Source organism: Mesorhizobium sp. P5_C1, assembly GCF_054049815.1.
Map to the genome: position 1 here is coordinate 1 of NZ_JBFULQ010000117.1, position 13,869 is coordinate 13,869.

The following is a 13,869-nucleotide window of genomic DNA, read 5'->3' on the forward strand; positions in this document are numbered from 1 at the left end:
GGCATGGCCCGTCCACATCCTATGCCGCCGTGCGTCAGCATTGGGAAAGCTGCCCGCATTCGCTGGCCAAGGGCGAGGATTTCGTCCTCTACGCCATTCTCGATTTCATCGTCGACAACTACATGCCCGTGCTCGAGCAGATCGAGGACGAGGTCGAACTGATCGAGGACAGGGTCCTGCTGAAGCCGATGACAGGTCCCGACATCGAGCGGCTCTATATGCTGCGCCGCGATCTTTTGCGTCTGCGCAATGCGGCACTTCCGCTTGTCGAAGTCTGCCGCCGACTAACCAGTGCCGACCTGCCACAGATCCACACGGCCATGCATCCGCTGTTTCGTGACGTGACCGACCATATCCGCACCGTGCAGGAAAAGATCGACAGTCTGCGCGAGGTGCTGGCGTTTGCTTTCGAGGCCAGCCTTCTGGTCGGCCAGAGCCAGGAAACGGCGATCTCCAAGAAGCTAGCCTCCTGGGCCGCCATCTTGGCGGTGCCGACGGCATTCGCCGGTATTTACGGCATGAATTTCAGCGACATGCCGGAATTGAAGATGGAATATGGCTACCCGGTGGTGCTGGCCACGATCGCGCTGATCTGCTCGTTTCTCTACTGGCGCTTTCGCAAGAATGGCTGGCTGTGAAGAAGAGGGCAGTAGGGCAGTAGGGCAGTAGGGCAGTAGGATGACATTTCGCAAGCGCGACTTTCCGCACGCCTACTGCCGTATTGCCTTACTCCCCTATTCCCTTCTCTGTTATCGACTCCGCCGCCGCTCCGATGCCGGCTGGAACGCCACGCGGGCGTGGTACTTGCAGTAGGGGCCGGTTTCGGCGGCTTCGTTGCCGCAGAAATTGAAGTCCTCCGAAAGCGGATCGCCGTTCGGCCATTTGCAGGTCCGCTCGGTCAGCTCGACGAGCTGCAGATGCCGTGAGATCGGCACCACGACATTCTCGACCGGGCGGATATAGTGGCGTGCCACAGGTTCGGCGTCGAACTGCGTCTGCAATGCCGTTGCGCCGATCGATGTCGTGACATGACGGACCGTGCTTGCGGCGCGCGACACCGATTTCTGAACCGTCGATCCCTGCGCCGCCTTCTTCTGGCGTGCCGGCGTGGCGGTCGACCGCCCGCGGCCCGACAGTTTCAGCCGGTGCACCTTTCCAATGACCGCATTGCGGCTGACCCCACCAAGCTGCGCAGCAATCTGGCTTGCGCTCAGACCCTCGGACCACAGTTTTCTGAGAAGTTCTACCCGCTCGTCAGTCCAGTTCATGAGACCGCTCCTGCTAAGCGTGCGGCAATCGGAATCCACTCCCGGCCCGGCAACATTTGCCGGGGCAGACACCACATATATCTGGTGATTAGGTCCGCCGCACGAAATCTAGTTATTTCTTGACTACAACTACTCTATGCGCTGACTCGGTGACAAGAGTCCCAAGTGCAACACGAATCGGTTTTTTAGGTTTTCCCCAACTTGCCCGGTCGCTCGTGAGCCGGCGTTGCGTCGGAGGGCTTGCCGCGGGGCACTACGCGACGTTTTCGTTGACTTCATGGCCGAAAAACACGATAAGCCGCACAGGCCGCCGCTTTGGCGGCTTTTTTGATTTTCCGGTACCGGAGACGCATATAATGAGCGGTTCGGCGCTTTACGAGACCTTTGCTCGCGCACCCCTGGCCTTCGACCATGGGGAAGGCACCTGGCTGGTTACCGACAAGGGCGAGCGATATCTCGATTTCGCCGGCGGCATCGCCGTCAATTCGCTGGGTCACAGCCATCCGCACCTGGTCTCAGCACTGACCGAGCAAGCCGCGAAGCTTTGGCATGTCTCCAATCTCTACGAGATTCCGGGGCAAACCCGGCTCGGCGAGCGGCTGGTGGACGCCACCTTCGCCGACAAGGTGTTCTTCACCAATTCCGGCGCCGAAGCGCTGGAATGCGCGATCAAGACGGCGCGGCGCTACCATTTCGTCAAGGGACATCCCGAACGCTTCCGCGTCATCACCTTCGAGGGGGCCTTCCATGGCCGCACGCTGGCGACCATCGCGGCCGGCGGTCAGTACAAGTACCTTGAAGGGTTTGGCCCCAAGGTCGAGGGCTTCGACCAGGTCGGCTTCGATGACATCGACGCGGCCGAAAAAGCGATCACGCCAGAGACCGCGGCGATCCTGATCGAACCGGTACAGGGCGAGGGCGGCATCCGCCCGGTGCCGACGCAATCGCTGAGGCGGCTCAGGCAGTTGTGCGAACAGCACGGCCTGCTGCTGATCTACGACGAGGTCCAGTGCGGCATCGGCCGAACCGGCAAGCTGTTCGCGCATGAATGGTCCGGCGTCACCCCCGACATCATGGCGATCGCCAAGGGCATTGGCGGCGGCTTCCCGATGGGCGCCTGCCTTGCCACCGATGAAGCGGCCATTGGCATGACGTCCGGCGTCCATGGCACCACTTTCGGCGGCAACCCGCTGGCCATGGCGGTTGGCAACGCGGTGCTCGACGTGGTGCTGGAAGACGGCTTCCTCGAAGATGTCCAGCGCAAGGCGCTGCTGATGAAGCAGGGGCTGGCGGCGGTCGCCGACGAGTTTCCCGAGGTCATCGAGGACATCAGGGGCACCGGGCTGATGCTCGGTCTCAAGTGCGCCATGCCCAACACCAAGGTGAACATGGCATTGCGCGACCAGCACCTGCTGGCGGTTCCGGCCGGCGACAACGTCATTCGCCTGTTGCCGCCGCTCACCGTCACCGATGCCGAGATCCACGACGCGCTCAGCCGCATCCGCGCCGGCGCCAAGGGCCTGGCGGAGGCGATCGCCGCCGCCGCCGCGAAGTAATCCTGGAACCATTGCTGATGTCAGTTCGCCATTTCACCGATCTTTCCGCCGTTTCCGAAGGCGATCTGCGCTTCATGCTTGATGATGCGGTGGTGCGAAAGGCTCGCCTCAAGGCTGGCGAGCGCACCAGGCCGCTCGAAGGCAAGGTGCTGGCGATGATCTTCGACAAGCCCTCGACGCGCACCCGCGTGTCCTTCGACGTCGGCATGCGCCAGCTCGGCGGCGAAACCATCATGCTGACCGGCACCGAGATGCAGCTCGGCCGCTCCGAGACCATTGCCGACACCGCCAAGGTGCTGTCGCGCTACGTCGACGCGATCATGATCCGCACCACCTCGCATGAGCGGCTGCTCGAACTGACCGAGAATGCCACCGTTCCGGTCATCAATGGACTGACCGACGACACCCATCCCTGCCAGCTGATGGCCGATATCATGACCTTCGAGGAGCATCGCGGTCCGGTTGCCGGCAAGACCATCGCCTGGACCGGCGACGGCAACAATGTGCTGCATTCGCTGCTCGAGGCCTCGGCGCGGTTCCGCTTCAACCTCAACGTCGCCGTGCCCGAAGGCAGCGAGCCGGAACAGAAGCATATCGACTGGTCGCAGGCGCATGGTGGCAAGCTGCACTTCACCCGCTCGCCCGAGGAAGCCGTCGACCAGGCCGACTGCGTCGTCACCGATTGCTGGGTGTCGATGGGCCAGGAGCATCGCGCCCGCGGCCACAACGTGTTCTCGCCCTACCAGGTCAATGCCAAGCTGATGGCGAAGGCCAAGCCGGAGGCGCTGTTCATGCACTGCCTGCCGGCGCACCGCGGCGAGGAAGTGACCGACGAGGTCATTGACGGGCCGCATTCGGTGGTCTTCGACGAGGCCGAGAACCGCCTCCATGCCCAGAAGGCCGTGCTCGCCTGGTGTCTCGGCGCTTGATCTCTGGGGGTGTGATGCCTATTTGCGCCGCATCACGCAAATCAAGCGCGTTTCGAAGCATGCGCCCTCCAGGGCGGCATGGCCGCGCCCTGGAGCATTGTCATGTTGGAAACCTATCAAGTGACTGAACATCACCCCAAACTCGGCGAATTCGGCTACGCCGGCGACGATCACGTCGTGCCCTTCGAGGTCGGCCCGCTCGATGTGCGCGGCCGTACCGTCCAGCTCGGGCCGATGCTCGACGCCATCCTCAGCCGTCACGACTATCCCGAACCGGTCGCCCGCCTGCTGGCGGAAGCCTGCGTGCTGACGGTGCTGCTCGGCACCTCGCTGAAGTTCGAGGGCAAGTTCATCCTGCAGACCCGCACCGACGGGCCGGTCGACATGCTGGTGGCGGATTTTTCCACGCCCTCGGCACTGCGCGCCTATGCCCGCTTCGATGCAGACCGGCTGGAGGCGCTGGTCGCGGCCGGCGAAACGTCTCAGCAGACGCTGCTCGGCAGCGGCGTGCTGGCGCTGACCATCGACCAGGGTGCTCACACGCAGCGCTATCAGGGTATCGTCCAGCTCGATGGCGAAACGCTGGAAGACGCGGCCCGCACCTATTTCCGCCAGTCGGAGCAGATTCCGACCGATATCAGGCTTTCGGTGGCCAAGCTGCTGACGCCTGGCGTCGGCGGCGCTCGCGAGCAGTGGCGTGCCGGTGGCATCCTGGCGCAGTTCCTGCCGCAGTCGCCCGAGCGCATGCGCGTTCCGGACCTGCCGGGCGGCGATGGCGATCCGCGCGAGGAGATCCACGATCCGGCCGACAATTCCTGGCAGGAGCTGCTGGCATTGCTCGGCACCATCGAGCCGACCGAACTGATCGACCCGACGATCGGCGCCGAGCGGCTGCTGTACAGGCTGTTCCACGAGCATGGCGTGCGCGTCTTCGGCGGCGTACCGGTCGCCGACCAGTGCTCATGCTCGAGGGACAAGATCCGTGGCATCCTCGAGGGCTTCTCGGCGCAGGAGATCAAGGACAGCACCGAAGACGGCGGCATCCACGTCGCCTGCGAATTCTGCTCGAAGCAATATGACTTCGATCCGGCGGAATTTGCGGCGGCCCAGTAGAGAACGAGCCTCACCGGCTGCTTGGCGGCCGGTGAGGCGAAGCTAATTCACCGTCCTTCGCGTCCCCGGCAGATCCAGCGAGAAGGCGGGGATGGCGATGTCGAACGTCTCGCCCCGCTTGTTGCGCATCGTGTAGTGCCCGACCATGATGCCGGACGGTGTCGAAAGCGGGCAACCGGACGTGTATTGATAGCTGTCGCCGGGATTGAGTTCGGGCTGGTCGCCGACGACGCCGGCACCGCGCACCTCCTCGACCCGTCCGGTGCCGTCGGTGATGTGCCAATAGCGCGACAACAGCTGCACGAACTCATCCGACTGGTTGTCGATCGTTATCTGATAGCCCCAGACATAGCGGTTCTCCGACGGGTCCGAACGGTCCTCCAGATAGAACGGCCTGACCTGCACTTCGATGTTGCGCGTCACGGCGCGGTACATAAGCGGCTCCAAAACAATCCAAGTCGAACTGTCCTCGCTCCGGGCGAGCAGGTCAACGTGCGCGTCTTGTCGCGCCCGGCCTGAAAGGCAGGTGCCGACAAAGAATGTCATTTAAGTGACACATGACAATGGTGGTGTGCACGAAGCGGGCGACTCGGCGCTCTGTCGAACTGTTGAAAACGGCCATCACGCGGGCCGTCTTTTCTGGAGTGGCCAGGTCTCGATGGAACTCACCCTCATAGCCGCCTCGCTTTCGATCGCTCTCATCCTTTCAAACCTCGCCAGCATCCTGCTCGCCGCTTCGCGTCTGAAGCGCCACCGCACCATCGCGCCGCCGGCCGGCAAGCCGCTGCCGGTGTCGATTATCGTGCCATCGCGTGGCGTCGAGCCGTTCACGCAGGAGACGCTGGAGCGCGCCCTCTCGCTCGACTGGCCTCGCTATGAACTGGTCTTTTGCGTCGCCCATGCGGACGATCCGGTGGTCAGGCTGATCCGTGCCGCCATCGCCCGTTCTCCCAAGGTGCCGGCGCGGCTGCTGATCGGCGACGACCGCATCAGCGCCAATCCGAAACTCAACAATTGCGTCAAGGGTTGGGAGGCAGCGCGCCACGATTGGGTTGTCCTGGCCGATTCCAACGTGTTGATGCCGAGAGACTACGTGCAGCACCTGATGGCTGCATGGCGGCCCGACACCGGCCTTGTCTGCTCGACGCCGATAGGCTCGCGGCCCGCTGGCTTCTGGGCCGAGGTCGAATGCGCTTTCCTCAACACGCTGCAAGCGCGCTGGCAATATGCCGGCGAGGCGCTTGGCCTCGGCTTTGCCCAGGGCAAGAGCATGCTCTGGAACAAGCCGATGCTCGACGCCAGTGGTGGCATCCGTGCGCTCGCCGCCGAGATCGCCGAGGACGCTGCCGCGACCAAGCTGGTCAATGGCCTTGGCCTGCGCGTCAATCTCGTCGCCGCGCCCTTCGAGCAACCGCTCGGCCGGCGCACCTTTGACGAGATCTGGTCGCGTCAGGCCCGTTGGGCGCGCCTGCGCCGCGTCACTTTCCCATGGTTTTTCGCACCCGAAATCCTGACCGGGGCAGTGGTGCCGCTGGCACTCGCGCTGTTGGCGGCGGCAAGCGCGGGCGTCAGCCTCTGGGCAACCGCCATTGCCGTGCTGGCGGCCTTCTACCTTCCTGAATGCGCCCTGGCCTGGTCCAAAGGCTGGTACCTGTCGTCGCGCATGGTCGCGGCGATCATGATGCGCGACCTGATCCTGCCGGCGATGTGGGCGCGCGGCTGGCTGGGTGGCGCCGTCGACTGGCGCGGCAACGCGATGACCATCGGCACCAAGGCGGCCGAGTTGGAAGAGACGCCGTCCGGCGCCTGATGGCCAAAGGCCTTTTACTTGGCCGACTTCAGCGCCTGTTCGATGTCTTCCAGAAGATCGTCGGTATCCTCCAGGCCGACCGACAGCCTGAGCGTGCCCGGCCCGATGCCGAGTTCGGCACGCGCTTCGTCGCTCAGATTCTTGTGCGTCGTCGTYGCCGGATGGGTGATCAGGCTCTTGGCATCGCCGAGATTGTTGGAGATCAGTACGATGTCGAGCGCGTTCTGCAAGGCGAAGGCCGCCTGCTTGCCTCCCTTGACGTCCAGGCAGATCAGCGTCGAGCCGCCCGACATCTGCTTCTTGACGATGGCCGCCTGCGGGTGGTCGGCGCGGCCGGGATAGATGACGCGGACGATTTCGGGCCGCTCGGCCAGGAAATCCGCGATCCTGCTGGCGCTTTCCGTCTGCTGGCGCACGCGCACCGGCAGCGTCTCCAGCCCTTTCAGCAGCGTCCAGGCATTGAACGGCGACAGGCTGGGGCCGGTGTGGCGGAAATAGTCGTGCAGGTTCTCGTCGATCCACTTCTTGTCCGACAGGATGACGCCGCCGAGACAGCGGCCCTGGCCGTCAATATGCTTGGTCGCCGAGTAGACGACGATGTGCGCACCGAGCTGCAGCGGCTTCTGCTGCAGGGGTGTGGCAAAGACATTGTCGACGATCAGCCGCGCACCGATCGAATTGGCAAGCGCGGCAACCGCGGCGATGTCGACCACTTCCAGCGTCGGGTTGGTCGGGCTTTCCAGGAAGAACAGCTTGGTGTTCGGCTTGACCGCCTTTTCCCAGTTGGCGATGTCGGTGCCGTCGACCAGCGTCGCCTCGATGCCATATTTCGGCGCCAGCGTCTCGACCACCCAGCGGCAGGAGCCGAACAGCGCGCGTGCTGCCACGATATGATCGCCGGCCCTGGCGCTGCACAACAGCGAGGCCGTCACCGCGGCCATGCCGGATGCGGTGGCGCGCGCGTCCTCGGCGCCTTCGAGCGCGCACATGCGTTTTTCGAACATGTCGACGGTCGGGTTGGCGTAGCGCGAGTAGATGAACCCCGGCTCCTCGCCCTTGAAGCGGGCTTCGGCGGCCTGCGCAGTTTCGTAGACATAGCCCTGGGTGAGGTACATCGCCTCGGAGGTTTCGCCGAAACCGGAACGCAGGGTTCCGCTATGCACGAGTGTCGTTTGAGGCTTCCAGTTACGCTTCTTGGTGCTCATCGCTTTTGTTCCAGACACAAAAAAACCGGCCGCGAAAGTCGCAACCGGTCCATACGGCCTTGCGGCCCGACGGTCCTTTAGCGACTTGTTTAACGTGGCTGCAAGCCGACCGGCCAAATCACCACGGGATAACGACCCTTTAGACCCGCGCCACGCTTGCGTCAATTGCCGGCTTGATTAAGAGGTTTGTACCAAGCAGGTTCCGCAKCAGTGTTCCACGGTTTTGCGGCAAGAACCTGCGAACAGAAAATCGCCTGGCCCCAAGAATCGCCTGGCCTAGGAGTGGAGCCTTGCGGCAGACAGGCATTCTTCCCGATCAGGACATTTCGGCGCTGTTCCGGTCCGGCGCGCTGAAGTCGGCGCGCGCGTTCGATGCCGATCAGATCCAGCCGGCGAGCCTGGATCTGCGCCTCGGCGACAAGGCCTGGCGGGTGCGGGCCTCGTTCCTGCCGGGTCCCAACCACAAGGTTTCGGAAAAGCTCGACCGGTTGCAGCTGCACGAGATCAATCTTGCAGAGGGGGCGGTGCTGGAGACCGGCTGCGTGTATATCGTGCCCTTGCTTGAAAGCCTGGCATTGCCGGCGGACATTTCGGCCTCGGCCAATCCGAAGAGTTCCACCGGGCGGCTCGACATCTTCACCCGCGTCATGACCGATCGCGGACACGAGTTCGACAAGATCGCCGCCGGCTATCACGGCCCGCTCTATCTCGAGGTCAGCCCGCGCACCTTTCCGATCGTCGTGCGCACCGGTTCGCGTCTGTCCCAGATCCGTTTCCGCACCGGCAATGCACTGCTCTCGGAAGCCGAGCTGCATGACCTGCATCGCGCCGAGATGCTGGTCGCAACCGAGCCGCCGAACATTTCCGGCGGCGGCATCGCGCTGTCGATCGATCTTAACGGCGATCAGAACGGCCTGGTCGGCTATCGCGGCAAGCATCACACCGGTCTCGTCGATGTCGACAAGCGCGCGGCACAAGAGGTCGTCGATTTCTGGGAGCCGATCCACAAGAGCGGCGCCGGCGAACTGGTGCTCGATCCCGATGAATTCTACATCCTCGTCAGCCAGGAAGCGGTGCATGTGCCGCCGCTCTACGCCGCCGAGATGACGCCGTTCGATCCGCTGGTCGGCGAGTTCCGCGTCCACTATGCCGGCTTCTTCGATCCGGGTTTCGGCCATTCGGCGTCCGGCGGCACCGGCAGTCGCGCAGTGCTCGAAGTGCGCAGCCACGAAGTGCCGTTCATCCTCGACCATGGCCAGATCGTCGGCCGGCTGGTCTACGAGCATATGCTGAAGCGGCCGCAGGCACTCTACGGCACCGATCTCGGCTCCAACTACCAGGCGCAAGGCCTGAAGCTGTCCAAGCATTTCCGCCCAGCGCGCTGAACCCAATTCCCGTCGGGCAATACACTTGCCTGCGATGGCTCGTCATGCTTGGCTGGCTTTCTGGTCGCCAAGCTGGCGGCGTTCAAGGGAACCAAGAAAATGCGGATTTCAAAATGGATCATATCGGCAGCAGGTGCTGCCGTGTTGCTGATGGCGGCCGGCTCTCTGTCGGCGCAGGCTGCTGAGAAACTGAAGATCGGCACCGAGGGTGCCTATCCGCCGTTCAACACCATCACCCCGGACGGCAAGGTCGTCGGCTTCGATATCGACATCGCCAATGCGCTGTGTGCGCAGATGAAGGTCGAGTGCGAGATCGTCACCCAGGACTGGGACGGCATCATCCCCGCCCTGCAGGCCAAGAAATTCGATGCCATCATCGCCTCGATGAGCATCACCGAGGAACGCAAGAAGCAGGTCTCCTTCACCAACAAATACTATACGACGCCACTCGCGCTGGTGGCGCCGAAGGATACCGAACTCACCTCGACCGAACCGGCGGCCCTTGCCGGCAAGACGGTCGGCGCCCAGGCCTCGACCACGCAGGCCGACTATGCCCAGAATGTCTATGGCAAGGCTGGCGCGGAGGCGAAACTCTACCCGACCCAGGAAGAGGCGATCACCGATCTGACGAACGGCCGTCTCGATGCCGTCATCTCTGACAAATTCGTGCTGGTGGACTGGTTGAAGAAGGCAAGCGACGGCTGCTGCAAGCTGGTCGGTGACGTCAAGGGCACGGAGACCCAGGCCGGCATTGCCGTTCGCCTGGAAGACACCGCGCTACGCGACAAGCTCAATGCGGCAATAGACGCCATCGTTGCCGACGGGACCTACAAGAAGATCCAGGCCAAGTACTTCGACTTCGATATTTATTGAGCTTCGAACGGCCGACCTCCCCACTCGTAGGGGAGGTCGTGCTGTCAAAGCGCCTTCACCGCCACCTTCACCGGCTGCTCGATCTCGAGTGGGTTGCGCAGCGGCAGGCCAAAATCCTTGGCCTCGATTTCGAACACATCGCCAGCCTCGGTCTTGATGCCGTCGGCAAAGGACAGCGTCGCCGTTCCAAACATGTGCACATGCACGTCGCCTGGCTGGCGGAAAGCCGCATATTTGAAGTGGTGGTGTTCGAGATTGGCGATGGTGTGCGACATGTTCGCTTCGCCTGACAGGAACGGCTTTTCCCACAGCACCTCGTTGTCACGATAGATGCGCGAGCTGCCGCGGATGTCGGACGGCAGGTCGCCGATCAGGATTTCCGGCCCGAACGAGGCGTTGCGCAGCTTGGAGTGGGCCAGGAACAGATAGTTCACGCGCTCGGTGACGTGGTCGGAAAACTCGTTCGACAACGTGAAGCCGACACGGAACGGTGCGCCATCGTCGCCGATGACATAGATGCCGGCCACTTCCGGCTCTTCGCCGGCGTCCTTGGCGAAAGCCGGCGACAGCAGTGCGGCACCTGGCGCCACAGCCATCGTGCCGTTGCCCTTGTAGAACCATTCCGGCTGCACACCGATCTGGCCTTTCGCCGGCTTGCCGCCCTCCAGCCCCATGCGGAACATCTTCATGGAATCGGTCAGCTGTTCCTCGCCCTCGGCGCCGAGCTTCTTGTGCATGGAATCGCGCGTCGCGGCCGAGCCGAGATGCGTCAGTCCGGTGCCGGTCAGATGCAGGTGCGCCGGATCGGGGTGGTTGATCGGCGACAGCAGCCGCCCCTTCTTGTAGGCGGCATCGAGATCGATTGTCTCGCCAAGCCCCTTGCGTTCGATCAGCGCGACGAGCCCGACGCCGGTGCGGGCGGCCTCCATCGCCAGCGAATAGACGCTGCGCGCACCATTGATGATCCGGGTCTTGCCGCCGTTGCGGGCAACGACGCGGATGGTCTCGGCGTCATCGAGAATCTGGGAGATCAGCATGATGAATCCTCTCTCATTTGCCTTGGCAGGGGCTGCCGGGACGGCAAACCTTGCCCAGCGCGGCCAGGACCTCGTCCRTGCCACGGGTGAAATTCTCCATTCGGATTGCGCTCGCGAGCCTGGTCCCTCAGGGACTTCTTTTCGTGCCGCCGGGCAGCGCCGCGATGTGACCCGTATGCCTTCCTGGTTCCCTCAGCCCTTGTTCTTGTTGTAGACGTCGAACACCACCGCGCCGAGCAGCACCAGGCCTTTCACCACCTGCTGCCAGTCGACATTGACGCCCATGATCGACATGCCGTTGTTCATCACGCCCATGATGAAGCCGCCGACCACCGCGCCGATGACCTGGCCGACACCACCCATCGCCGAGGCGCCGCCGATGAACACCGCGGCGATGACGTCGAGCTCGCTGCCAAGGCCTGCCGCCGGCACTGCCTGCCCAAGGCGGGCCGCGATGATCAGGCCGCCAAGCGCTGAYAGCACGCCCATATTGACGAACACCATCAGGGTCAGTCGCTCGGTCTTGATGCCCGATAGCTGTGCCGCCTTGGCATTGCCGCCCATTGCGTAGATGCGCCGGCCGATCGTCATGCGTTTGGTGACGAACACGAACAGTGCGATCAGCACGCCCATCACCATGAGAACGATTGGCAGGCCCCTGTAGCTGGCGAACTGGTAGACTAGGAACAGCGCCAGCGCGCTGGTCACCAGGGTCTTGATGACAAACAGCGTGAAAGGCTCGGCTTCGTAGCCGTGCTGCTCGCGCGTGCGCCGTGCCTTGAGCCCGAAATACGCATAGGCGAGCACGGCGACGACGCCAATCAGGATCGTCGTCATGTGCAGTGTCAGGCCGCTGCCGATGATGGTCTTGCCGGCGGCGTTCACCGTCGGCGGGATCAGCGTCAAGGGGCCGATCACGTCCGGAATGAAGCCGGAACTGAGCGCCTTGAAGCCATCTGGAAGCGGTCCCACGGAAGACCCGCCACCCAGCAGCGCCTGGCAGATGCCGCGGAAGATGAGCATTCCGGCCAGCGTCACGATGAAGCTCGGTATTCGGTGATAGGCAATCCAGTAGCCTTGGGCCGCGCCGATGCCGCCGCCGATGATGAGGCAGATGATCGATACAACCAGCGGATTGCTGAGGGGGCCAAGCGGCCAGATGACCATCATCATTGCCGCCAGCGCGCCGATGAAACCGGCGACGGAGCCGACGCTGAGGTCGATATGGCCCGAAACGATCACCAGAAGCATACCCAGCGCCATCACGATGATGAAGCTGTTCTGCTGCACCAAATTGCTCAGGTTCACCGGCTTGAAGAGCGTGCCGGACGTGGTGAACTGGAAGAACACCATGATGGCGATCAGCGCCAGGATCAGGCCGTATTCGCGCAGATTCGTGATCAGCGCCGAGACGGCCACACGCGGCCCCTGCTGCACATCTTCGGCGACGCCGCTTTTCGGCGCGGGAGCGCTTTCGGTGGTCATGATGCTTTTCCTTCTCCCCGAACGATGGCGCGCATGATCTTTTCCTGGCTGGCTTCGCTCGCCGCCATTTCGCCGACGATGCGGCCTTCGTTCATGACGTAGATGCGGTCGGTGATGCCGAGCAGTTCTGGCATCTCCGACGAGATGACGATGATCGCCTTACCCTCGGAGGCGAGGCGGGCGATGATGGTGTAGATTTCATACTTGGCGCCGACGTCGATGCCGCGCGTCGGCTCGTCGAGGATCAGCACTTCCGGATTGGCGAACAGCCATTTCGACAGCACCACCTTCTGTTGATTGCCGCCCGACAGATTGCCGGTCATTTGATAGACGCTGGACGAGCGGATGTTGGTCTTGGCCTTGTAGTCATTGGCGACGGCAAGTTCGCGCAGGTCGTCGATCACGGCGTGGCGCGACACGCCGGGCAGGTTGGCCAGCGTGATGTTGTGCTTGATGTGATCGATGAGATTGAGACCGTAGGTCTTGCGGTCCTCGGTGACGTAGGCAATGCCGTGTTCCACAGCCTTGCTCACCGACGAAACATCGATCGGCTTGCCCTTGAGCAGCACGTCGCCAGTGATGCGGCGGCCATAGGAGCGGCCAAACAGGCTCATGGCGAATTCGGTGCGTCCGGCGCCCATCAGCCCGGCAATGCCGACCACCTCACCCTTGCGGACATCGATATCGATGCCCTTGATCACCTGCCGCTCGGCATGGATTGGGTGATAGACCGACCAGTTCTTCACCTGGAGCACGACCTCGCCGATCTTGGGCTCGCGCGGCGGATAACGGTCGTCGAGCGAACGGCCGACCATCGAGGTGATGATGCGGTCCTCCGAAATGTCTTTCTTGGCAAGTGTTTCGATGGTCCGTCCGTCGCGGATGATGGTGACCTTGTCGGCGACCCGGTTCACCTCGTTGAGCTTGTGCGAGATCAGGATCGAGGTGATGCCTTGCCGCTTGAATTCGAGCAGCAGGTCCAGCAGTGCCTGGCTGTCCTTTTCGGACAGGCTCGCCGTCGGCTCGTCGAGGATCAGCAACTGCACTTCCTTGYTGAGCGCCTTSGCGATCTCGACSAGCTGCTGCTTGCCGACGCCGATATTGGTGATCAGCGTCTTGGGGTCCTCCTTGAGGCCCACCTTCTTCAGCAAGGCGCTGGTACGTGTCTCGTTGGCATTCCAGTCGATGATGCCAAATCTGGCGTGTTC

13 protein-coding genes and 1 riboswitch are annotated in these 13,869 nt (G+C 62.9%); of the genes, 7 read left to right on the top strand and 6 right to left on the bottom strand.

The window, feature by feature from the left end; genetic code table 11:
- Window positions 1–638 (top strand): magnesium and cobalt transport protein CorA (locus ACXJ7R_RS12200; protein WP_457152057.1); only part of this gene is annotated, 638 nt, incomplete at its 5' end.
- A 111-nt stretch (window positions 639–749) separates the two neighbouring features.
- On the opposite strand, the gene ACXJ7R_RS12205 is transcribed toward ACXJ7R_RS12200, so the two are convergent.
- Window positions 750–1,268 carry a GcrA family cell cycle regulator gene (locus tag ACXJ7R_RS12205; protein ID WP_457152058.1) on the bottom strand — a complete coding sequence of 173 codons (519 nt, stop codon included), beginning with the start codon at window positions 1,266–1,268 and terminating at the stop codon, window positions 750–752.
- A gap of 356 nt (window positions 1,269–1,624) precedes the next feature.
- On the opposite strand from ACXJ7R_RS12205, the gene ACXJ7R_RS12210 reads away from it, so the two are divergent.
- The 3 genes from ACXJ7R_RS12210 (at window position 1,625) to ACXJ7R_RS12220 (ending at window position 4,866) form a co-directional block, all read left to right on the top strand.
- Window positions 1,625–2,824 carry an acetylornithine transaminase gene (locus ACXJ7R_RS12210; RefSeq protein ID WP_457152059.1) on the top strand — a complete coding sequence of 400 codons (1,200 nt, stop codon included), beginning with the start codon at window positions 1,625–1,627 and terminating at the stop codon, window positions 2,822–2,824.
- Window positions 2,825–2,841: 17 nt separating this feature from the next.
- A complete protein-coding gene (gene argF / locus ACXJ7R_RS12215; RefSeq protein ID WP_457152060.1) occupies window positions 2,842–3,753 on the top strand; it encodes an ornithine carbamoyltransferase in 912 nt (303 codons plus the stop codon).
- Between the two features lie 78 nt (window positions 3,754–3,831).
- Window positions 3,832–4,866 (top strand): Hsp33 family molecular chaperone, encoded by a 1,035-nt coding sequence (locus ACXJ7R_RS12220; protein ID WP_457152061.1) that lies wholly within the window; start codon window positions 3,832–3,834, stop codon window positions 4,864–4,866.
- Between the two features lie 42 nt (window positions 4,867–4,908).
- Here the strand turns inward: ACXJ7R_RS12220 and apaG are convergent, their stop codons facing one another.
- Window positions 4,909–5,301, bottom strand: coding sequence for a Co2+/Mg2+ efflux protein ApaG (gene apaG, locus ACXJ7R_RS12225; RefSeq protein ID WP_091579771.1), 393 nt, complete (start codon window positions 5,299–5,301; stop codon window positions 4,909–4,911).
- A 223-nt stretch (window positions 5,302–5,524) separates the two neighbouring features.
- Here apaG and ACXJ7R_RS12230 point away from each other — a divergent pair, with 223 nt between their 5' ends.
- Window positions 5,525–6,676, top strand: a complete 1,152-nt coding sequence (locus ACXJ7R_RS12230; protein ID WP_457152062.1) for a ceramide glucosyltransferase — start codon at window positions 5,525–5,527, stop codon at window positions 6,674–6,676.
- 14 nt (window positions 6,677–6,690) lie between these two features.
- Here ACXJ7R_RS12230 and ACXJ7R_RS12235 read toward each other — a convergent pair whose 3' ends face one another.
- The gene (locus ACXJ7R_RS12235; RefSeq protein ID WP_457152063.1) at window positions 6,691–7,881 is read right to left on the bottom strand and encodes an O-succinylhomoserine sulfhydrylase; all 1,191 of its coding nucleotides are present in this window, start codon (window positions 7,879–7,881) and stop codon (window positions 6,691–6,693) included.
- A gap of 57 nt (window positions 7,882–7,938) precedes the next feature.
- Window positions 7,939–8,016: riboswitch (SAM riboswitch) on the bottom strand.
- A 155-nt stretch (window positions 8,017–8,171) separates the two neighbouring features.
- Between ACXJ7R_RS12235 and ACXJ7R_RS12240 the strand changes: the two genes are divergently transcribed.
- Together ACXJ7R_RS12240 and ACXJ7R_RS12245 are read left to right on the top strand one after the other, a co-directional pair.
- Window positions 8,172–9,266, top strand: a complete 1,095-nt coding sequence (locus ACXJ7R_RS12240) for a 2'-deoxycytidine 5'-triphosphate deaminase (RefSeq protein WP_457152064.1) — start codon at window positions 8,172–8,174, stop codon at window positions 9,264–9,266.
- A gap of 99 nt (window positions 9,267–9,365) precedes the next feature.
- On the top strand, window positions 9,366–10,139 hold the full coding sequence (locus ACXJ7R_RS12245; protein ID WP_095084265.1) for an ABC transporter substrate-binding protein: 774 nt from the start codon (window positions 9,366–9,368) through the stop codon (window positions 10,137–10,139).
- Window positions 10,140–10,183: 44 nt separating this feature from the next.
- Here ACXJ7R_RS12245 and araD1 read toward each other — a convergent pair whose 3' ends face one another.
- The 3 genes from araD1 to ACXJ7R_RS12260 all read right to left on the bottom strand — a co-directional run.
- The gene (gene araD1, locus ACXJ7R_RS12250) at window positions 10,184–11,176 is read right to left on the bottom strand and encodes an AraD1 family protein (RefSeq protein ID WP_457152065.1); all 993 of its coding nucleotides are present in this window, start codon (window positions 11,174–11,176) and stop codon (window positions 10,184–10,186) included.
- A 192-nt stretch (window positions 11,177–11,368) separates the two neighbouring features.
- Window positions 11,369–12,661 (bottom strand): multiple monosaccharide ABC transporter permease, encoded by a 1,293-nt coding sequence (mmsB, locus tag ACXJ7R_RS12255; RefSeq protein WP_095082262.1) that lies wholly within the window; start codon window positions 12,659–12,661, stop codon window positions 11,369–11,371.
- Window positions 12,658–13,869, bottom strand: a 1,212-nt coding sequence (locus tag ACXJ7R_RS12260) for an ATP-binding cassette domain-containing protein (protein WP_457152066.1), incomplete at its 5' end; no start/stop codon positions are given. The genes mmsB and ACXJ7R_RS12260, both read right to left, overlap by 4 nt.

Excerpts from the sequence above, each read along its gene's own strand:
- ACXJ7R_RS12230 (WP_457152062.1), top strand. The coding sequence starts at position 5,525 with ATGGAACTCACCCTCATAGCCGCCTCGCTTTCGATCGCTCTCATCCTT.
- argF (WP_457152060.1), top strand. The coding sequence starts at position 2,842 with ATGTCAGTTCGCCATTTCACCGATCTTTCCGCCGTTTCCGAAGGCGAT.
- ACXJ7R_RS12205 (WP_457152058.1), bottom strand. The coding sequence starts at position 1,268 with ATGAACTGGACTGACGAGCGGGTAGAACTTCTCAGAAAACTGTGGTCC.
- ACXJ7R_RS12210 (WP_457152059.1), top strand. The coding sequence starts at position 1,625 with ATGAGCGGTTCGGCGCTTTACGAGACCTTTGCTCGCGCACCCCTGGCC.
- ACXJ7R_RS12245 (WP_095084265.1), top strand. The coding sequence starts at position 9,366 with ATGCGGATTTCAAAATGGATCATATCGGCAGCAGGTGCTGCCGTGTTG.
- apaG (WP_091579771.1), bottom strand. The coding sequence starts at position 5,301 with ATGTACCGCGCCGTGACGCGCAACATCGAAGTGCAGGTCAGGCCGTTC.
- ACXJ7R_RS12220 (WP_457152061.1), top strand. The coding sequence starts at position 3,832 with ATGGCCGCGCCCTGGAGCATTGTCATGTTGGAAACCTATCAAGTGACT.
- araD1 (WP_457152065.1), bottom strand. The coding sequence starts at position 11,176 with ATGCTGATCTCCCAGATTCTCGATGACGCCGAGACCATCCGCGTCGTT.